Source organism: Mesorhizobium sp. CNPSo 4684 (assembly GCF_057784315.1).
In genome coordinates this window covers 21573-40664 of record NZ_JBWLUX010000039.1, presented here as the reverse complement: position 1 = coordinate 40664, position 19092 = coordinate 21573, and the positions used below count along the sequence as shown (strand labels likewise).

General features: G+C 62.7%; 23 protein-coding genes. 13 read left to right on the top strand and 10 right to left on the bottom strand.

The genetic code is table 11. The annotated features are described in order from the left end of the window. The first annotated feature begins 2 nt into the window (after positions 1-2). The 3 genes from pstB to phoB are packed head-to-tail and all read left to right on the top strand — an operon-like array spanning position 3 to position 2279. The gene (pstB, locus tag AC04SG_RS28195) at positions 3-827 is read left to right on the top strand and encodes a phosphate ABC transporter ATP-binding protein PstB (RefSeq protein WP_488553720.1); all 825 of its coding nucleotides are present in this window, start codon (positions 3-5) and stop codon (positions 825-827) included. Between the two features lie 41 nt (positions 828-868). Then, positions 869-1573, top strand: coding sequence for a phosphate signaling complex protein PhoU (gene phoU / locus AC04SG_RS28190; RefSeq protein WP_192259346.1), 705 nt, complete (start codon positions 869-871; stop codon positions 1571-1573). A gap of 16 nt (positions 1574-1589) precedes the next feature. Continuing rightward, positions 1590-2279: a phosphate regulon transcriptional regulator PhoB gene (gene phoB, locus AC04SG_RS28185; protein ID WP_010911896.1), complete on the top strand. Its 690-nt coding sequence runs from the start codon at positions 1590-1592 to the stop codon at positions 2277-2279. Between the two features lie 24 nt (positions 2280-2303). Here phoB and AC04SG_RS28180 read toward each other — a convergent pair whose 3' ends face one another. Then, positions 2304-3539 (bottom strand): ROK family protein, encoded by a 1236-nt coding sequence (locus AC04SG_RS28180; RefSeq protein ID WP_488553719.1) that lies wholly within the window; start codon positions 3537-3539, stop codon positions 2304-2306. 269 nt (positions 3540-3808) lie between these two features. Here AC04SG_RS28180 and xylF point away from each other — a divergent pair, with 269 nt between their 5' ends. The 4 genes from xylF (at position 3809) to AC04SG_RS28160 (ending at position 8953) form a co-directional block, all read left to right on the top strand. Further along, complete coding sequence (gene xylF, locus AC04SG_RS28175) at positions 3809-4849, top strand: D-xylose ABC transporter substrate-binding protein (RefSeq protein ID WP_112559512.1); 1041 nt, start codon at positions 3809-3811, stop codon at positions 4847-4849. 148 nt (positions 4850-4997) lie between these two features. Then, on the top strand, positions 4998-6329 hold the full coding sequence (locus tag AC04SG_RS28170) for a sugar ABC transporter permease (RefSeq protein ID WP_488553718.1): 1332 nt from the start codon (positions 4998-5000) through the stop codon (positions 6327-6329). A gap of 13 nt (positions 6330-6342) precedes the next feature. Continuing rightward, positions 6343-7140: an ATP-binding cassette domain-containing protein gene (locus tag AC04SG_RS28165; RefSeq protein WP_352557734.1), complete on the top strand. Its 798-nt coding sequence runs from the start codon at positions 6343-6345 to the stop codon at positions 7138-7140. A gap of 166 nt (positions 7141-7306) precedes the next feature. Then, entirely contained in the window at positions 7307-8953 is a 1647-nt protein-coding gene (locus AC04SG_RS28160; protein ID WP_488553717.1) for a CHASE domain-containing protein, read from the top strand. A gap of 38 nt (positions 8954-8991) precedes the next feature. Here the strand turns inward: AC04SG_RS28160 and AC04SG_RS28155 are convergent, their stop codons facing one another. From AC04SG_RS28155 to AC04SG_RS28130, 6 genes are all read right to left on the bottom strand, one after another. Further along, the gene (locus AC04SG_RS28155) at positions 8992-9234 is read right to left on the bottom strand and encodes a YMGG-like glycine zipper-containing protein (RefSeq protein WP_112559509.1); all 243 of its coding nucleotides are present in this window, start codon (positions 9232-9234) and stop codon (positions 8992-8994) included. A gap of 107 nt (positions 9235-9341) precedes the next feature. Beyond that, the gene (locus tag AC04SG_RS28150; protein ID WP_488553716.1) at positions 9342-9644 is read right to left on the bottom strand and encodes a hypothetical protein; all 303 of its coding nucleotides are present in this window, start codon (positions 9642-9644) and stop codon (positions 9342-9344) included. Between the two features lie 153 nt (positions 9645-9797). Further along, complete coding sequence (locus AC04SG_RS28145) at positions 9798-9980, bottom strand: hypothetical protein (RefSeq protein WP_488553715.1); 183 nt, start codon at positions 9978-9980, stop codon at positions 9798-9800. Positions 9981-10162: 182 nt separating this feature from the next. Beyond that, complete coding sequence (locus AC04SG_RS28140) at positions 10163-11203, bottom strand: sensor histidine kinase (RefSeq protein ID WP_488553714.1); 1041 nt, start codon at positions 11201-11203, stop codon at positions 10163-10165. A 166-nt stretch (positions 11204-11369) separates the two neighbouring features. Continuing rightward, positions 11370-11537, bottom strand: a complete 168-nt coding sequence (locus AC04SG_RS28135) for a DUF1328 domain-containing protein (RefSeq protein WP_023670098.1) — start codon at positions 11535-11537, stop codon at positions 11370-11372. 322 nt (positions 11538-11859) lie between these two features. Beyond that, complete coding sequence (locus tag AC04SG_RS28130; protein ID WP_192259355.1) at positions 11860-12654, bottom strand: response regulator; 795 nt, start codon at positions 12652-12654, stop codon at positions 11860-11862. Positions 12655-12874: 220 nt separating this feature from the next. Between AC04SG_RS28130 and AC04SG_RS28125 the strand changes: the two genes are divergently transcribed. Together AC04SG_RS28125 and AC04SG_RS28120 are read left to right on the top strand one after the other, a co-directional pair. Next, the gene (locus AC04SG_RS28125; RefSeq protein ID WP_192259356.1) at positions 12875-13069 is read left to right on the top strand and encodes a NepR family anti-sigma factor; all 195 of its coding nucleotides are present in this window, start codon (positions 12875-12877) and stop codon (positions 13067-13069) included. Between the two features lie 3 nt (positions 13070-13072). After that, positions 13073-13624, top strand: a complete 552-nt coding sequence (locus tag AC04SG_RS28120) for a sigma-70 family RNA polymerase sigma factor (RefSeq protein ID WP_023670095.1) — start codon at positions 13073-13075, stop codon at positions 13622-13624. Positions 13625-13676: 52 nt separating this feature from the next. Here the strand turns inward: AC04SG_RS28120 and AC04SG_RS28115 are convergent, their stop codons facing one another. Next, positions 13677-14054, bottom strand: coding sequence for a response regulator (locus AC04SG_RS28115; RefSeq protein ID WP_352557729.1), 378 nt, complete (start codon positions 14052-14054; stop codon positions 13677-13679). 271 nt (positions 14055-14325) lie between these two features. Between AC04SG_RS28115 and AC04SG_RS28110 the strand changes: the two genes are divergently transcribed. The 3 genes from AC04SG_RS28110 to AC04SG_RS28100 all read left to right on the top strand — a co-directional run bounded on the left by AC04SG_RS28110 (position 14326) and on the right by AC04SG_RS28100 (position 16025). After that, entirely contained in the window at positions 14326-15087 is a 762-nt protein-coding gene (locus AC04SG_RS28110; protein WP_488553713.1) for a Crp/Fnr family transcriptional regulator, read from the top strand. Positions 15088-15224: 137 nt separating this feature from the next. Beyond that, the gene (locus AC04SG_RS28105) at positions 15225-15551 is read left to right on the top strand and encodes an ElaB/YgaM/YqjD family protein (RefSeq protein ID WP_488553712.1); all 327 of its coding nucleotides are present in this window, start codon (positions 15225-15227) and stop codon (positions 15549-15551) included. Between the two features lie 12 nt (positions 15552-15563). Beyond that, positions 15564-16025 carry a hypothetical protein gene (locus AC04SG_RS28100; protein WP_488553711.1) on the top strand — a complete coding sequence of 154 codons (462 nt, stop codon included), beginning with the start codon at positions 15564-15566 and terminating at the stop codon, positions 16023-16025. Between the two features lie 20 nt (positions 16026-16045). Here AC04SG_RS28100 and AC04SG_RS28095 read toward each other — a convergent pair whose 3' ends face one another. Then, a complete protein-coding gene (locus AC04SG_RS28095; RefSeq protein WP_488553710.1) occupies positions 16046-17572 on the bottom strand; it encodes a sensor histidine kinase in 1527 nt (508 codons plus the stop codon). A gap of 157 nt (positions 17573-17729) precedes the next feature. On the opposite strand from AC04SG_RS28095, the gene AC04SG_RS28090 reads away from it, so the two are divergent. After that, complete coding sequence (locus AC04SG_RS28090) at positions 17730-17924, top strand: hypothetical protein (RefSeq protein ID WP_192259361.1); 195 nt, start codon at positions 17730-17732, stop codon at positions 17922-17924. A 26-nt stretch (positions 17925-17950) separates the two neighbouring features. On the opposite strand, the gene AC04SG_RS28085 is transcribed toward AC04SG_RS28090, so the two are convergent. After that, entirely contained in the window at positions 17951-18871 is a 921-nt protein-coding gene (locus tag AC04SG_RS28085) for a diacylglycerol/lipid kinase family protein (RefSeq protein ID WP_488553709.1), read from the bottom strand. Between the last annotated feature and the right edge of the window lie 221 nt (positions 18872-19092).

Genomic DNA, 19092 nt, shown 5'->3' with positions numbered 1-19092 from the left:
GTATGAACATCATGACCGAACAGTCCCTTGAAAACGCAGTGGGCGACAAAATGAACGCCAAGACGAACGAAGTCATCAAGATGCGCGGCGACAAGGTCGGCGTGTTCTACGGCGAGAAGCAGGCGCTGTTCGACGTCAACCTCGACGTCCGCCAGAACCAGGTGACGGCGCTGATCGGCCCGTCCGGCTGCGGCAAGTCGACCTTCCTGCGCTGCCTCAACCGCATGAACGACACCATCGATTCGGCGCGGGTGACCGGCAAGATCACGCTCGACGACGACGACATCTATGACAAGAACATCGACGTCGTCGAACTCAGGGCTCGCGTCGGCATGGTGTTCCAGAAGCCCAATCCGTTCCCGAAGTCGATCTACGAGAACGTTGCCTACGGCCCGCGCATCCATGGGCTGGCCAAGCGCAAGTCCGACATGGACCAGATCGTCGAGTCGAGCTTGAAGAAGGCGGCGATCTGGAACGAGGTCAAGGACCGCCTGCAGGAGCCCGGCACCGGCTTGTCCGGCGGCCAGCAGCAGCGCCTGTGCATCGCGCGCGCCATCGCGGTGTCGCCGGAAGTAATCCTGATGGACGAACCCTGCTCGGCACTCGACCCGATTGCCACCGCACGCGTTGAGGAGCTGATCGACGAGCTGCGCCAGAATTACACGATCGTCATCGTCACCCACTCGATGCAGCAGGCGGCGCGCGTGTCGCAGCGCACGGCGATGTTCCACCTCGGCTACCTGGTCGAGGAGGGCGCCACCGACAAGATGTTCACCAACCCCGACGACAAGCGCACCCAGGACTACATTACCGGCCGCTTCGGCTGAGCCGTCCAGCGGTTGAATTTTCAGGCACGAGGATCAGGATCATGGGTGAACATACCGTCGCCTCCTTCGATGAAGAGTTGGGCCAGATCAGCAAGCTGATCCGCGACATGGGCGATCTGGCCGGGTCGATGGTCAGCGGCTCGACAAAAGCGCTGCTCAATTCCGACAATGCGCTGGCGCAGCGCGTCGTTTCCGACGACGCCATCATGGACGCGCGCCAGCGGGAACTCGACGATCGCGCCATTACGCTCATCGCCAAGCGCCAGCCGATGGCCAACGATCTGCGTGCCGTGGTCGGCTCGATCCGCATGGCCGGCGACCTCGAGCGCATCGGCGATCTCGCCAAGAACATCGCCAAGCGTGTCGGCACAGTGGGCCTCAGCGTCACGCCGCGCGACCTCTCGCACTCCATCGACGCGATGGCGCAGCTGGTGCTGATCCAGGTGCAAGGGGTGGTCGAGGAGTATGCCGCCGCGGATGCCGCAGCCCTGGCGAAACTCAGGAATGAGGACGAACGTATCGACGTCAAATACACGTCGGTGTTTCGTGAACTCTTGACCTACATGATGGAAGACCCGCGCAACATCACCGCCTGCACGCATCTCCTGTTCTGCGCCAAGAATCTGGAGCGCATCGGTGATCATGTCACCAACATCGCTGAAAATGCGTATTATGTGCTGACCGGCCAGCAATTGCCCGCCAATCGCCCGAAGCAGGACGAGACGGCGATGGCCACTTCGGCCTGACAAGGGTGAACTGCTGATGATCGCGCCACGCATCATGGTCGTGGAGGACGAGGAGCCGCTGGGCGTTCTTCTCCGCTACAACCTCGAATCCGAAGGCTACCAGGTCGAGGTGGTGACGCGCGGCGACGAGGCCGAAATCCGGCTGCAGGAAAACGTGCCAGACCTTCTGGTGCTCGACTGGATGGTGCCGGCGGTGTCCGGCATCGAGCTCTGCCGGCGGCTGCGCATGCGGCCCGAGACCGAACGGCTGCCGATCATCATGCTGACCGCGCGTGGCGAGGAGAGCGACCGCGTGCGTGGCCTGTCCACCGGCGCCGACGACTATCTGGTCAAGCCGTTCTCGACACCGGAATTCATGGCGCGCGTGAAAGCGTTGCTGCGCCGCGCCAAGCCGGAAGTGCTGTCCAGCGTGCTCAAGGTCGGCGACATCGTGCTCGACCGTGAATCGCACCGCGTCTACCGCAAGAAGAGCGAAATCAGGCTCGGACCGACCGAGTTCCGTCTGCTCGAATTCATGATGCGCCATCCCGGCCGCGTGTTCTCGCGCAGCCAGCTGCTCGACAATGTCTGGGGCGAGACGATCTATATCGACGAGCGCACGGTCGACGTGCATGTCGGCCGGCTGCGCAAGGCGGTCAACAATGGCCGCATGCCCGACGTCATCCGCACCATCCGCGGCGCCGGCTACGCCATCCGGGAAGATTAGGCGCGCCGCGCTGTTGCCGGCCCCTCAGGCGACATGCTTGCCCGCTTTCGCCTGAATCCCTGGTGCGAAAATCTCCTGGTCGACGAAGCCGAGCGCGCGCATGGCGCAGCCTTCGCGGATCAGCGGCAGTTCGTTGGGCTCGGTGTCGAAGGAGATCGATTTCGAGTGCTGGCCGCCGGCGGTCTGAGCAATCGCTTCGCGCAATGCCGGTTCGATCAGATCGAACGCGGCGGCGCTGACTCCGACCATGGCGACAGGTGCCGGATCGATCAGCGCGAACAGGCTGCCGAGGCCGAAGCCGAGCGCCTCGCCGGCCTTGCGGTAGGCTTCGCGCTCGGGGCCATCGGTCTCGCGGGCACGTGCGGCGAGCGCCCGCATGTCGGCGTCGCCGACATCGACCGGTTCGGCATCCTCGCTCATCATTTTGGCGCTGCGCCAGATGGCGTAGTTGCCGGCATAGGCCTCCACGCAGCCGCGCCGCCCGCAACGGCACAGCGCGCCGCCGGGCCGGTGGATCATGTGGCCGAACTCGCCGCCCGACGAATGGGTGCCGGTGAACAATTCGCCCTTCAGCACCAGCCCCATTCCGATGCCGTGCGAGAGCAGGATAGCGATGAAATTGTCGCGGTAGCGCTCAGGCTGGCGCCATTGCAGCGCCACCGCCATCATGTTGCAGTCGTTTTCCATGGTGGCCGGAATGCCGAATTCCGCTTCCAGTATGTCGGCGAAGGCAATGTCAGTCAGCGGCGTGATCGGCGACCACAGCATGGCGCGGGCCTGCGAATCGGTGATGCCCTGGATGCCCATGGCAATGCGGGCGACGCTCTGGACATCGAGGTCGGGGTCCTCGAGCCGGCGCCGGACAATCGCTACGCATTCGCCGATCAGCTCGTCGCGCGGCATGGTCAGCGTGTCCAGCCGACGCTGCTCCTCGGCGACCACATGGCCAGCATAGTCGATGACGGTGACGGAGAGGAAATTCAGCGACAGCACCACGGTCATCACCGCGGCGGCTTCCGGGTTGAGGCCCAGGCCGACCTGCGGCCGGCCGCGCTTCAGCGCACCCGTCTCGCCGGGTTTGCTCTCGGCCAGGATGCCTTCTTGAATCAGATCAGACGAGATCGCCGATATGGTCGAATGGCTGAGGCCTGTGGTCGCGGCAATCTCGGTGCGCGACGGCTGGCCGGCCCGGCGCACGGCCGAAATCACCATCGCACGGTTGCGACGGCGCAGATCGTCGTGACGGATTCCAACCGACATTTTGTTTTCCTCCCGGTCCCCCTCGCGCCTCATGATAGTGGAGGCGGTCAGGGACGCCACGCAAATATTGGCAGAAGCCGGCGGCGCTGTCATTGTTTATTGCGGGTCTCGAAAAAATTCGGCGAAGCCATCAGAATCCATCAGAATCGATGTTGACAGCGCCCCGCCGTTGGACCAGTATTTTTTCGAGGCTCGAAAAAATGGAGCCTCTGTGTGCCGGCCTTCGGGCCAGTTTTTGTCGCGCCGTGCGCGGCGCAGGGAGGATTATCATGAACAGATTTGCAGCCGCCATGCTGGCGGGTGTCGCCATGTCGCTGACGCTGGTGTCGGTCGCGCAGGCGAAGGACAAGGTCATCGGCGTGTCGTGGTCGAACTTCCAGGAAGAGCGCTGGAAGACCGACGAAGCGGCAATGAAGGCAGCGATCGAGGCGGCCGGCGACAAGTACATCTCCGCCGACGCGCAGTCCAATCCCGGCAAGCAGTTGACCGACGTCGAAAGCCTGATCTCGCAGGGCGCCAACTCGCTGATCATCCTGGCGCAGGACGCCTCGGCCATCGGCCCGGCCGTGCAGAAGGCGCTGGACGAAGGCATTCCAGTCGTCGGCTATGACCGCTTGATCGAGAACAAGGACGTCTTCTATCTGACCTTCGACAACAAGGAAGTCGGCCGCATGCAGGCCCGCGAAGTGTTCAAGGCGAAGCCCGAAGGCAACTATGTCTTCATCAAGGGCTCGGGTGCCGATCCGAATGCCGATTTCCTGTTCGCCGGCTCGATGGAAGTGCTCAAGGAAGCCATCGACTCGGGCAAGATCAAGAATGTCGGCGAGGCTTACACGGATGGCTGGCTGCCCGCCAACGCCCAGAAGAACATGGAACAGTTCCTGACCGCCAACGACAACAAGGTCGATGCGGTGGTTGCGGCCAATGACGGCACCGCCGGCGGCGTCGTCGCGGCGCTGACGGCGCAGGGTCTGGCCGGAACCGTTCCGGTCTCGGGCCAGGACGGCGACCATGCCGCGCTGAACCGTATCGCTCTCGGCACGCAGACCGTGTCGGTGTGGAAGGACGCGCGCGAACTCGGCAAGAATGCCGCCGAGATCGCTTCGCAGCTGGCCGACGGCAAGAAGACGGGCGACATTGCCGGCGCCAAGGACTTCACCACGCCCGGCGGCAACACCGTCAAGTCGCTGTTCCTGACCCCGGTTGCCATCACCAAGGACAACCTCAACGTCGTCATCGACGCCGGCTGGATCAAGAAGGACGAAGTCTGCGCCGGCGTCACTGCCGGCAGCGTTGCAGCCTGCAACTAAAACCGGACCCTATCGGTTCGAAATCTCGGCGCCGCGGCCCAAAAGCCGCGGCGTTTCTCCAAGGGCTTCCGCTTCAAATGACCACGGAAAGCAAATAGCATCCATGTTCCGGCACCCGCGCCAGACGGCAAACCGGTGGGAGGATAGCATGACCGACACGACCTCTAATCAGCCGGTCGCCAGCACTGCTGCGGACCGGGCGCGCGCATCCGAGCTCAGCGCCATCGGGCGGTTCCTCAAGGCTACCGAACTCGACACGCGCATGCTCGGCATGGTTGGCGCCCTGCTGGTCATCTGGGTCGGCATACACATCCTGTCGGGCGGGCTTTTCCTGACGCCGCGCAATCTGTGGAACCTGTCGGTGCAGACCTCCTCGGTCGCGATCATGGCGACCGGCATGGTGCTGGTCATCGTCATGCGCAACATCGACCTTTCGGTTGGCTCCGTCGAAGGCGTGATCGGTATGATCATGGGTGTGGCGCAGGCCGAATTCCTCATTCGCGTCATCGGCTTCCAGCTCGGAAATCCCTGGCTCTGGATCATCGCGCTGGCCGCCGGCGTGGTGCTTGGTCTGCTGATCGGCGCGTTCCAGGGCTTCATCATCGCCTATATGGAGGTTCCGGCTTTCATCGTGACGCTGGGCGGCCTACTGGTGTGGCGCGGTATGGCATGGCTGATCACCAGCGGGCGCACGGTCGCGCCGCTCGACGCCACCTTCCAGCTGATGGGTGGCGGACCACGCGGCTCGATCGGCGCTACCGCCAGCTGGATCGTCGGCATCGTCGCCTGTGCGGCGGTTGCCTTCGCGCTGCTCAACGGCCGCTCGCAGCGCAAGCGGTTCAGCTTTCCCCTGCGCCCCGTGTGGGCTGAGGCCTTGCTTGGCGTGGTCGCTTGCGCGGCCATCCTCGGCGCCGTCTGGATCGCCAATTCCTATCCATGGCCGATCGGCATCGTGCGCCAGTATGCAATGCAGAACGGCATCACCCTTCCCGAAGGCGGGCTGTTTATCGCGCATGGCATCGCCATACCGGTGCTGATGGCGGTGGCCACGGGCATCATCATGACCTTCATCACCAAGCGCACGCGTTTCGGCCGCTATGTCTTCGCCATCGGTGGCAATCCGGAAGCAGCAGAACTTGCCGGCATCAACACGCGCTGGGTGACCATGAAGGTGTTCATGATCATGGGCGTGCTGGCGGCGATCAGCGCGGCGATCTCGTCGGCCCGCCTCAACGCGTCGACCAACGCACTGGGCACGCTGGACGAGCTGCTGGTCATCGCCGCTGCCGTCATCGGTGGCACGTCGCTGGCCGGCGGCGCCGGAACGGTGATGGGCGCCATGCTCGGCGCGCTTCTGATGCAGTCGCTGCAATCCGGCATGGTGCTGCTCGGCATCGACTCGCCGCTGCAGAGCATCGTCGTTGGCGCCGTGCTGGTCATTGCAGTGTGGCTCGACACCGTCTACCGCAAGCGGGTCTAGGGGAGGAACGATCATGGAAAAAACTGCTCCCACGGGCACAGCGCTGATCGACATGCGCAACATCTCGATCGCCTTCGGCGGCATCCGCGCCGTCGACGATGCGTCCATCGATCTTTTCCCGGGCGAGGTCGTGGCGCTGCTCGGCCATAACGGCGCCGGCAAGTCGACGCTGATCAAGATCCTGTCGGGCGCCTACAAGCGCGACGCGGGGCAGATCTTCGTCAACGGCCAGGAGGCTTCGATCTCCAACCCGCGCGACGCCAAGAAATACGGCATCGAGACGATCTACCAGACGCTGGCGCTGGCCGACAATGTCGACGCCGCCGCCAACCTCTTCCTCGGCCGTGAGCTGATGACCGGCTGGGGCACGCTTGACGATGTCGCCATGGAAGCCGAGGCGCGCAAGGTCATGGGCCGGCTCAATCCGCGTTTCCAGCGCTTCAAGGAGCCGGTGATCAAGCTGTCGGGCGGCCAGCGCCAGTCGGTGGCGATCGCGCGCGCCATCCTGTTCAACGCCCGCATCCTGATCATGGACGAACCGACGGCCGCCCTTGGTCCGCAGGAAACGGCGCAGGTCGGTGAACTGGTCAAGCAACTCAAGGCCGACGGCATCGGTATCTTCCTGATCAGCCACGACATCCACGACGTGTTCGAACTCGCCGACCGCGTCTGCGTGATGAAGAACGGCCAGGTCGTCGGCACCGCGCGCACCACCGATGTCACCCAGGACGAGGTGCTTGGCATGATCATCCTCGGCAAATGCCCACCCGGCGCCATTCCCGGACCGGGCGCGCTGAAGATCGCCGCCTGAGACGAGCGCCATCATCGGCTGACGGTCATCTTCTCCGATGCGCGATCGATAAGCCGGCTAATATCTGGAAACGTAATGTGCCAGCTGTCACGATGGTTTGGCCTCGCCATTGTGTTGGCGCGGTGACATGCCATAAAGGTCCCAGATACATGGACCGCAGCATCCTTTGAAGAAGTTTTTCCCGATCGTCGCCTTCATTGCCGTCGCGCTGATCAGCATGACGATGGCAGGCTTCGCCTACTTCGCCACCCAGGAGGCGGCACGGATCAAATTCGAGGCGACGGCCGACGATGCGCTCAACCGCATCGAAAGTCGCATCGACCTGCATCTGTCGCTGCTGCGCTCGACGCAGGCGCTGTTCGACGCCCGTAATGGCGAGATTTCGCGTAGCGAATTCAAGGCCTTCTTCAGCGCGCTCGACGTCGACAGCAATTTCGCCGGCCTGCGCGGCATCGGTTATCTCAGGCTGGTCAAAACCGGCGACGAAGCGGCGGTCGAGCGCGACATGTTGCGCGACCGTGGCGTGCCCCACGCTGTCTATCCGGACACGTCACAGTCCTGGCGCACGCCCGTCGTGCTGTTCGAGCCGCTCGATCCTGGCAACGAGTCGACCATCGGCTACGACATGTTCACCGAACCGGCGCGGCGCGAAGCGATCGAAAAGGCGATGGCCGATGACGTACAGCATGCAAGCGGCCTGGTCCAACTCGGCCAGGGCGCGGGCGCGGCACAGACCTTTACCGGCTTCCTGGTCTTCGTCAGGCTCAATGTCGAAACCGCGCCGGATGGCATTAACGCCTCCAGGTCGTCGACATCAGGCTTTCTCTACGCCGCTTTCCGCGCCCGCGACCTGTTCCAGACCGCGCTCAGCCGTACGCCGCTGCTGCCGGTCAACACCGAGGTCTACGACGGCAAGGTCGATGCCGACAATCTTCTGTTCCAGTCGGAAACGCCGCCGGTTGCGAGCTTCGGCGACAGGCTGTTGGTGACGCGCAAGATCATCGTCGCCGGCCGCCCGTGGACGGTGCTGTTTCGGCCGACAAGCGCTTTCTCGCAGCCGTCTTCGCGCGCCATTCCGGTGATGCTCGGCTTGTTCGGGTTGCTGTTGGCCGGCGCGATCGCTCTGGTGGCGCGCTATCAGGAGCGCGCCTATGACGCCAAGTCGCTGTTGCACGAGACGACGGAAAAGAGCCTGCTCGAAAAGGATCTGATGCTGCAGGAGATGAAGCATCGGATCAAGAATTCGATCACGCGGGTGCTGGCGATCGCGCGTCAGACGGCAGCGCACGCCACCGACGTAAAGGAGTTCTCCTCTTCCTTCTCGGCTCGCCTGCAGGCAATGGCGGCTTCCCAGGACATGCTGACGCGATCGCGCTGGCAGAAGGCCGACCTTGGCGATTTGCTGCGCATCGAGCTTGGCCAGGTGTTCGGCAAGGAGCTCCCGGACGGGATATTGTCAGGCCCTCAGGTGCTGCTCGACGAGACGACGACGCAGGCGCTTGGCCTGACCTTTCACGAACTGGCGACCAATGCGCTGAAATATGGCGAAGCTGGCAATTCGGTCGGCGCGCTTAAAGTGGACTGGTCGTTCGAGGGACGCGGATCCGACAGGATGCTGGTTCTGAACTGGCGCGAGGCCGGGCAGAAGCAACTCGAAGCGCCGGCCAAGACCGGCTTCGGTACCAAGCTGATCGATCTCAATGTCACGCGCGAATTGCGCGGCACGATCGCCAGAGATTTTCGTGCCGACGGGCTTACAGTGGAAATCAGGATTCCGCCGCCCGATACACGCAAAAAAACGGAGACCGGCTAACCGGTCTCCGTCTCTATTGTTTGACGCTTTGAAGCGGATCAGCAGCGAGCGGTGTAGAGCCGGCCGCGATTGTCGCGATACTGGCAATAGCCATTGCGCAGGTTGCGCACCAGCAGACCGGAACCAGCACCAACGGCTGCGCCGATGAGCGCACCCTTGCCGCCGCCAACCAGGCCGCCGACGCCGGCGCCTACCAACGTGCCGACACCCACGTCCTGTTCGGTCGTGCTGCAGCCGCTGACGGCGACCACCGCAACCATGGCAATAATCAATTTCCGCATTGAGTCTCTCCTCACTTTCGTCCTCACTTTAGTAAGCTCCAGCCGCCATTTAGCATGAAATGCCGGCTTGTGCCCGCTCGATCTTATTGTTGTTGAAGATAGTCTTTCTAGGGGCGTGTCACATTCGATGCAACCACGACGTTTGAAATCTGCAAGGATGCATCGAGCGAACCATCCGGACGCACGTTCCAGACGATCCGGTCATAGTCGTCCTCCAAGGCGGGATCGACTTCAAGACATTTGGCAACGACATGCTGGGCCTGACCCTGCACGTCGCCCATGGCAAAAGGCCGCTCGGCGGTGCATGCCTCCGCGGTCTCGAATACGCTGACTGGCACCTGCAGTTCGCGGCATTCGGTCATGCTGCTTGAACAACCGATAACCAGAAGCAAAGCGGCGATGTGTTCCACGGCGAAAGATCCTCTCGCCTTAAGAACGGTCGACAGCCGTCAAAGTTCCTGTGATGAGAAGGTGGGGACGTTGGTAATTGGCTGGCCAGGAGCCAGACCAGCCTCTGAGCTCAGCCTGATTTGGGAGCAAATGTGGACCCGAGCGATCCTGGCTCAGCCCAGCTGCGACGCCACAATCAGCACGATGGTGGCGACGAGCGCGACAGCGGCGAAACGAAGCAAGGGATGCCAGGCATGCGGCGCAGGCGAGGCGGAAGCATCAGGATCCTGAAAGCCGCTCATCGAGACGCGGGCGGCCTGCTCCAGCCTGTTCATGTCGGCAACCGTCAAGATCATTTCCTCCCATAGTCGGGTTGCAGGCCACGGCCGAAGCGTCGGTTGAATCGGTCAAGACCCGGCAATCTCTGGGAGCCTCAGCATCGAACTTCATGGTGAACAACCGGTTAAGGAATCCGGCGCTCCGGGCTCTCTGTTTGACGCGATTCGGGACGGAATTGCTCTGAGGCAAATCCGGCCTCTCACTCGGTTTCGAAATTGCCGTGCGGAACGACAAGCCGATATTCGAGGCGGTCGCCGGTGATTTCCAGCGTCGCCGTGCCGTTCAGCGATATCGGCACAACGCGTTCGAGAGCAACGCTGCCGAATCGTTTCCCGGTGCGCCTGTTGTCATTGGCGACAATGGCCTCGACCCAGGTCAGCGACAAAGCCGGCTTATCAGCGGTCTCCGTGATGCTCGACAGATTGGCGGTTACCTCGACGAAGCCATCCGGCCGCGCCAAGGCGCCGTAACTGAATGAATTGACTGCGAGCTCGTGCATGGCCAGGCCGATATGAAGAGCGGCGTTGGGATTGAGGTAGGGATTGACGCCATTGAACCGCAGGCTCTGCGCGGGATCGGCGCCATAGCGCACGACCTGGCCACGGACTAGTTCGCGTAGTGCGGCACCCCGCCAATTCGACGACGTCACCAGATCCTGCGAGGAGGCCAGTGACTGCAGCCGACCGCGAAAGCGCGTCAGGAAATCGTCCGATGTCTCGGAATAACGGCCGGTCTGTGTGGCAATGCTCTGGATGATGGCCAACAGGTTCTTGGAGCGGTGACTGACCTCGCGCAGCAGCGTCTTCAACGTTTGCTCTCGGCGCTTCTGCTCGGTTGTCTCCACCATTGTGGTGACAACGCCTTGGACATCGCCGCCGTCGCCGCGATCGGCATCGACCCAGACTTGAAACCAGCGGATGCCTTCAGCAGTGGGAACGCTGAGCTCGAGGCGTTCAGGATTGCCGGAAGCGATGACATGGCGTTTGGTGGTATCGATGTGCTCGGCCTGCGCCGGCGGCAGGATGCCGTTGCTGTCCGCAGTATCGGAAGCCCATGGCTCACGCATGTTGCGCGCCCACACGGTCTTCATTTCGCGGTCCTGGTACAGAACGGAAATGCCGGCATTGTGCAGAGCATGGAGCAAGGCGCGGCCGAGCTGCTTGCCGCTTTCAGCGGGGTGCAGGGCGATGACTTCGTCATTGCGCCCGCTTTCGCCTGTCTCTCCGCCTCTGGAACGCATCAATCACCTGTCCGCCCACTCAAGCTGAACGATTCACGCTGAAATCAGTTCCTGAAAATAAGCCCAAAACAGGTCCGCCGGGCGGCGTCCCGTTGAAGGACACCGCCCGGCGGTGACTGGAAACCGTTTGAGGGGTGCGGCTTCCAGTGTTGGCTCGCTGCCGGTCTTAAGACGCCCGCCTGAACAGGCCGGCCAGAAGCGAGATGACGAGGAAGGCGAGAAAGATGAAGAACAAGATTTGCGCGATGCCGGCGGAGGTGCCGGCGATACCGCCGAAACCAAGCGCGCCGGCGATGATCGCCACGACAAGAAATACGAGCGCCCAGTAAAGCATGATCCGTCTCCTTCCGATGCTGAGATAAAAACGTGGGTGGTTGGTGTTTGTTCCACCATTTGCCGAAAAAGACAGGCTTTGGAAGGGCCCGGACGCGAATTGATTCGGGGCACGCGAGCGCGACCACGCAAAGCGCGGATTGAGCGACCGACAACTGGCGATCACCGGGTGGACGATCGCCAGAGCTTGGCAACGCCGGGACGCGGCGACGTTGGAGATTGTGCTAGAGCAGTTCACCGTTCACGGAAACGGCGACCCGCTCTATCTCTTTGTTTTCGCAATTCCGGACGGAAAACCGCTTCACACTTGTCCTGAAATTGCCTTAAGCGGCGGCCTTGGCCTGACGGTCGAAGAACAGCGCCTGGCTGATCAGCGCCTTGACCATGTCTGGATTGAACGGCTTGGTGACGAGGAAAGCGGGTTCGGGCCGCTCGCCGGTCAGCAGACGCTCGGGGAAGGCGGTGATGAAGATCACCGGCACCGAGGTCGACGACAGGATTTCGTTGACCGCATCGATGCCCGAGCTGCCATCGGCAAGCTGGATGTCGGCCAGCACCATCTTCGGCCTTGTCTTGCCGAACATCGCCACCGCCTCGGCATGGGTGCGGGCGGTGCCGACGACACGGTGGCCGAGGCTCTCGACCATTTCCTCGATGTCCATGGCGATCAGCGGCTCGTCCTCGATGATCAGCACGTCGGTCGCCACCTGGCGGGAGATCTCGTTGCTCGCCTGGGCCAGCAGTTCGGAGAATTCCCTGGCGTCGACATCGAGAATTTCAGCCGCCTCGTCCTCGCTAAAGCCTTCGACGGCGACCAGCAGGAAGGCTTGGCGGGGCCGTGGCGCAATGGCGTTCAGGTTGGCGGCGGCGCGCTGCTCCCATGCCGATTGCGCATGCTCCTGCGGAACGCGGATGGCAATGGAGGTGAACAATTTTGCGAAAACCTTGTAGATCGCGATGCGGTCGTTCGACGCTTCGGGGAAGATGTCGACGTCGGCGATGATGGCTTCGAGCATCGCGGCGACCAGCGCATCGCCACTCTCCTGGGATCCCGAAACGGCGCGCGAGAAGCGGCGCAGGAACGGCAGGTGCGGAGCAATGGTTGCGGAAAGGCTCATGATAGACGTCTCCCTCAGATGACGTAATTGCATAGATTCCAGGTCAAGCTGATTGCAAGCCCCGGCAAACAACGCGGGTTTTGTGAAAAAGTTCCGAGGGTTGTGGAACGAATCTCCAAGGACGACGTTTGTGGTGCGATGGGCAACCAGACGAGGGGGCCGCTTTTGCGTTGTGTAACAGGGCGGCTAAGGCGCTGGAATTTAAGGGCGAAATGAGGACATGAATAAAGAAACACTGGCTGGCGCCGCTAACAGGCGCCGGGCCAATTCCGGTGACCCGCTTGGGGCGAATTCGGAAATCGGCCGCAAACTCAAACAATATTATGACGAGCTGGTCTCCGACAATGTGCCGGATCGCTTCGCCCAGTTGCTTAGGCAACTGGAACAGGCCGAACCCGCACAGAAGAAAGACTGAGGCATGGCAGCTGTCTCACAAGGGTTCAAGACCGATCTGCTCGGCTCGATCCCGAGCCTGCGGGCCTTTGCCGTGTCGCTGACGCAGAATGCCGACAAGGCCGACGATCTGGTGCAGGAGACGCTGGTCAAGGCCTGGGACAAGCATGAGAGCTTCCAGCCGGGTACCAATCTCAAGGCATGGCTGTTCACCATCCTGCGCAACGAGTTCTATTCGCAGATGCGCAAGCGCGGCCGCGAGGTGCAGGACAGCGACGGCATCATGACCGCCAGGCTCGCCGTTCATCCGGCCCAGCACGGCCAGCTCGACCTCAAGGATTTTCGCGGCGCGCTCGAGCAATTGCCCGAGGACCAGCGCGAAGCCATCATCCTCATCGGCGCTTCCGGCTTTTCCTATGAGGAGGCGGCCGAGATTTGCGGCTGCGCGGTCGGAACGATCAAGAGCCGGGTCAGTCGGGCCCGCACACGGCTGCAAGAGATCCTGAAAATCTCCGGCGAAGACGAATACGGCCCCGACGCCATCTCGTCGCAGGTTACCGGCTCAAACGCCGCCTGACAGCGGAGCCCGTTTTGTGGGCTCCGATACTTCAATCCGGATCGAAGGCATTTCAGGCTGGCGCGCGGCCGCAGGCCACCGCCAGCGCCCCGACGAGATCGTCTCCCGAATATGGCTTGGTTACCAGTCGCACGCCGGGGAAAGACGCCCTGATCTCGTCCGCGTCCGAATAGCCGGAGGCAAAGACGAAGGGCATGCCCGCCTGGCGCAGTTGCGCGGCGAAGTCGAGCGTCGACGTCTCTCCCAGCATCAGGTCGACGATAACGCCGTCGAACTTGTCGGCAACCGTCTGCTCGTCGATCTCTGCCAGGTCGCGGGCAATCACCACATCGCCGGCGCCATGGTCGCGGCAAAGCTGCTCGACATCCATGGCGATCAGGAATTCATCCTCCAGGACAAGAATTCGCAATCCCTCGAGCAATGGCGGCACCTGGCAAATTCTCCTCGTTCCGGCAGCACTTCAAACAACACCACATTGGATCTCAACAATCCACCGGTGGCCTTGCACCCTGAATTCGCTTGCCGGGGCTGCTCCAACGTCAGACGAACTGGATTCGTCTCACTGGAGCGGGGCAAGTCATGATCGGTATTCGACACCCTGTCATTTAAAAAAGACATGCCCAATCGCCGACGCCGGAACCACAGCCCCTGCAAGCCGTTGCAGTCAGTCTGCCACAAAGGCTTTCGAAAGAGGGATCGAAATGTCTGGCCAGAATGGTCGTTCTTTTTCCAGCCGTCAGTACCCCTGCGAGAATTGCCCGCTTCGGCCATTGCAGGTGTTCCGGGAGTTCGAGAAGCAGGAGCTTGCCTATGTCAGCAAGTTCAAGAAGGGCGAACTGGCCGTCGACAAGGGCGCCACGGTGCTGGTCGAAGGCAGCCACAGCGCTCATCTCTATACGGTGCTTTCGGGCTGGGCCTTCCGTTACAAATTGCTGTCGGACGGCAGGCGCCAGATTCTCAACTATTCGATGCCCGGCGATCTCATCGGCCTGCAAGGCAGCGTGATGGGTGAAATGCAGCACTCGATCGAGGCGCTGTCGCCGATGCTGTTGTGCGTCTTCGAGCGCGAAAACCTGCACGAGCTCTACCGCAACCATCCGGACCTTGCCTACGACATCACCTGGCTGGCATCGCGCGAGGAGCGCATGCTGGACGAGAATTTGCTCAGCATCGGTAGGCGCACGGCGCTGGAGCGCACCGCCTATCTCATCGCTTTCATCGCCAGCCGCGCGGCGATAGTCGGGCTCAACGGCAAGGCGCCAGTGCAAATCCCGATCACGCAGCAACACGTCGCCGATACGCTCGGCCTGTCTCTGGTCCACACCAACAAGACGATCCGCAAGCTGATCGACCGCAAGCTGATCGTCTGGCGCGACGGCGGTTGCGAAGTGGTCGACCGGGAGGCGCTGAAGGACCTCGCACGCTGGGAGGGCTTGAGCGAGGGCCGCCGGCCGCTGATCTGAGGCTGATCCGAGAGGGAAACGAGTCCCGCCGGGCTGGACTCGCACAGGCAAACACCCTTTCATGGATATGGTCTCCGATTTCGGAACCTTGACGTGTGTGGGGCGTTTGAAACCAAGCAAACGCAAGGAGTCATAGAATGGCAACTGCCACAGGAAAAACCGCTGGCGAAACCCAGACGAACGCCGACCTCGAAGCCGATATCCGGCAGTTGAAGGCCGACCTCGAAAAGCTGACCAAGCAACTGGCCAAGACCGGCGAGCATGGCTACGGAACGGCGCGGCGCGCCGCCGCCGAAGGCGTCGAGCAGTTGCGCGCCCAGGGTGAGGCTGCCTTCGACAGCCTGCGCGGCAACGCCAAGGACATCGAAGCCCAGATCACCGCCAATGTGCGCGAAAAGCCGGTGACGTCGCTGGCCATCGCAGCCGGCGTCGGTTTTCTGTTCGCGCTTCTCGCCCGGCGCTAGTTTCCGCTAGAGATGGGGACGCTGGCATCGTTGATTTCGGCTTTGGCCTCGGGTGAAGCCATTGCCGCCATGCGCCGCGCGCGCACGGCGGCGATCGTCTATGGGCTCGCCGCGGTTGCGGCTCTGTGCGGGCTCGGATTTCTCCTCGGGGCGGCATATATCTGGGCCGCCGACCGCTATGGGTCGATAGCGACCTGCCTGGGCTTCGCGGCCGGCTTCCTGGTGCTTGCCGGGCTCATCCTGCTCATCCATCAACTGGCGGCCGGCACGCGCGCCCGTAGACGTGCGCGAAGGCGCAATGCCGAGCTCAAGGCACTCGGCATCACGGCGGCCCTTGCCGTATTGCCGTCGCTGCTCAAGGGGAAAGGCGGCAAGGAACTTGTCCTTGGACCGATCATCGCGCTGGTGGCCTATGCCATCTACAAGGAAAACGTCAAACCGCGGCCGGGCGATCCGGACGGCGATGCCGAGTAGGCCCGAACTCCCCCGACGCTTCAGCTCGGAAAATCCTCAAGCGGCATCGATATTTCCGCGAACACGCCTTCTCGACGGAACTCGTGCACAACCTCGCTGGACAAAACCTTGGCCAGGCTGCGGCGGATCAGGATCGTGCCGAATCCCTGGCGTTCCGGCGGCTGGACCTGCGGCCCACCGCTTTCGCGCCAGGTCAGCACAAGGCGGCGTGCGCCTTTCTTGCCCAGCGCCTTCCAGTCGACGTCGACCTTTCCCGAGCCCACCGACAGCGATCCGTATTGCAGCGCGTTGCTGGCCAGTTCGTGCATGATCAGGCCGAGCCCCACCGCCTGGTCGGGCGAAAGCAGCAGATCCGGGCCGGAAATCGCGATGCGCGGCTGTTCGGTCGAATCGAACGGCTTAACCTCGATCTGCATCAGTTCGCGGATGCCGATGCCGCGCCATTCGCGATCGGACAAGAGGTTATGGGCAGCCCCCAGCGCCTGCAGCCTGGCGCCGAAGGCTTCGAGGAATTCGCTTGGGCGGCGGGCGTGGCGAACGGTCTGCGTCGCCAGTGCCTGCACCGTCGCCAACGTGTTCTTGACCCGGTGGTTGAGCTCGCGCAACAACAGCCTTTGCCGCTCCTCACCGAGCTTGCGTTCCGATATGTCGTAGTTGACACCGAAGATCAGCGTCGGTTTGCCTTCGCCGTCGCGCTCGATGATGCGGCCGCGGGTGGCTATCCAGCGCGGCGGATCGAAGCCCTTGACCCGGTATTCGCCGAAATAATCGTCGCTGCCGGTCAGGGCGTCGCGAAAGCGCGTCTCGGTCTGGTATACGTCGCGCGGGTCGATGGCGCCCAATATGTCGCGCGCCCGCAGCCGGTTCGAGCGCGGCAGATTGAACAGTTCCGACAGGCGCACATCGCATTCGATCATGTCGGTGCGGATATCCCAGGCCCAGCTGGCAAGCGAGGCGGCATCGAGCGCGATGGCGCGGCGCTTTTCCTCCTGCGCCAAAGCTGCGGCGGCGATGGCGCCGCTGCGGGTGGCGTTTTTGAGCGTAAACAGGCTGGCGGCGAGACTGGCCAACGCCTTCAGTTGATCGAGTGCGGCAGGGGACGGAAAGTCATGCGGTTCCCGGTCGAATACGCATACGGTGCCAATGCGCGCACCGGCCACCACCATGGGCGCGCCGACATAGAACCGCAGATGATGCTTACCGGTCACGAGCGGATTGGCGGCGAAGCGGGGATCGATGCTGGCATTGGTCACCACCATAGGCTCGTCGCCGACGGCAATGGCGTGTGCGCAAAACGAGATGTCGGTGGCGGTCTCGGTCTCGTCCAGTCCGACACAGGACTTGAACCATTGTCGTTCGGTATCGAGCAACGTGACCAAGGCGATTGGCGCCTGCATCACGGCGGCGGCAAGACCGGTGATGTGATCGAAGTCGGGATCGGAGGCCGTGTCGATCGCGTCGAGCCCGTGCAACACGGCAAGCCGCTCCGGCGCCGCCACGGCGCGGCGAACGTCGGCCGGCAGACCCTTCTCCACCTTCTTATCCACCAAGTCCCCTCGCTTGCAGGTCCCATCCGCAGTGCCGCGCGTTGTGCGCTGCCGTCGGGACCCGGAACTTTTGTAGCAAGCAATCGTTACCCGACCATGTTTCGCCAGCCGTGGTTTTATCCGCCACGTCTGCAGTCGCATGAAGGGAACGGCGCCAATGACCAAGATCATCCCTGAGAACAAGGCCCGCCAGGGGCGCTGGGGTTGGCATGGGCTGCGCATCCTGATCGCAGCGCTGCTCTTGGCCTTCATCGCCTGGGGCATCGCCGAGATCTATGGCGAAAAGATCGACAACAGCGCGCCCGCCAACCAGAGCGCGCCCGCCAGTCAGAGCCAGCCGGCTGGCGGCTAAAGCGCTCGCCGTCTTCGGCGCTCGCATTAGGCGGCCTTTGCCTGCGCAGCGCGCGCCGGCACCAGAACATTCAACGCGCCGGGGTGAATCTGCACAGCTGTTTCGCGCTCCAGCTTGACCAGTTCGCCGTCGATGACGGCGCCGAACTTCTTGCTTCCCGTGTGGATTTTCACAACGGCCTTGTCGGCCTGATGGATCTCGACATGATCGCTGTCGCGCCATCTGCCGCGCGCCATGTCGAAGAGGGCCCTGGCCAGTTCGCCGCGCCGCCGTGCCACGGTGACATAGATGCCGAGCACGCCGCCGGCAGGATTGTCGGCATAGGGCAGGTGACCCTCGCCGAACAGGTTGTTGGAGATGCCGATGCCGCTGATGCGGGTCACGATCTCGGCGTCGCCGACCGTCAACGTCACCTTCATGGCGGGCGGATTGTTGATCGTCGTCCAGGCGGCCTTTGCCGAAGCACGGATCTTTCCCAGGCGCGAAGTAAACTCCATTGTGTCGCGCAGCCTCACCATCCTGGCGTGCAGGCCGATGGAGAACTGATGCACGAAGGGCCGGCCATTGGCGCTGGCGATGTCGACCGCGACGACCTCGCCGTCGGCAAAGGAAGTCAGGGCCCCGTCGAGGGTCTGCGGAATGCCCAGGCCGCGGGCGAACAGGTTCATGGTCCCGGCCGGCAGGACAGCCAAGGCTTTCTTGCTGTTCATCAGCCGCGCCGCGGCGGCCGAAATGGTGCCGTCGCCACCACCGGCCAGCACCACCTCGATGCCGCGCCGCGAGGCGACCTTGTCGAGCGCTGAGACAATGTCCTTGCCTTCAACGATGTCGATGTCGACCGTGTGACCAGCCGCCTCAAGCGTCTGGCGCATCCGGTCCGAAAACACGGAAAGATCGATCGTCCGCAAGGTGCCGCCGTCCCGGTTCAGCACCGCCGCAAATCGCATGCCCGCTCCGTATTCATTTTGGCGGCTGGGAATGCCCAGCCGCAGGCTGAAACGGCGAAGCCTCACAAAGGTTCCATCGGCCGCCGGAAATGTCGGGCGATTCCACGGACTTGCCCGAGGTATCCCGATGCCCCCGTTTTTTCGGAACAAGCGCCTTGTCACGACGTTGTGAACGCATTGGAGGCGCCGCTTTCGGTCTCCCGGCAACGGTTTGCCGGTTG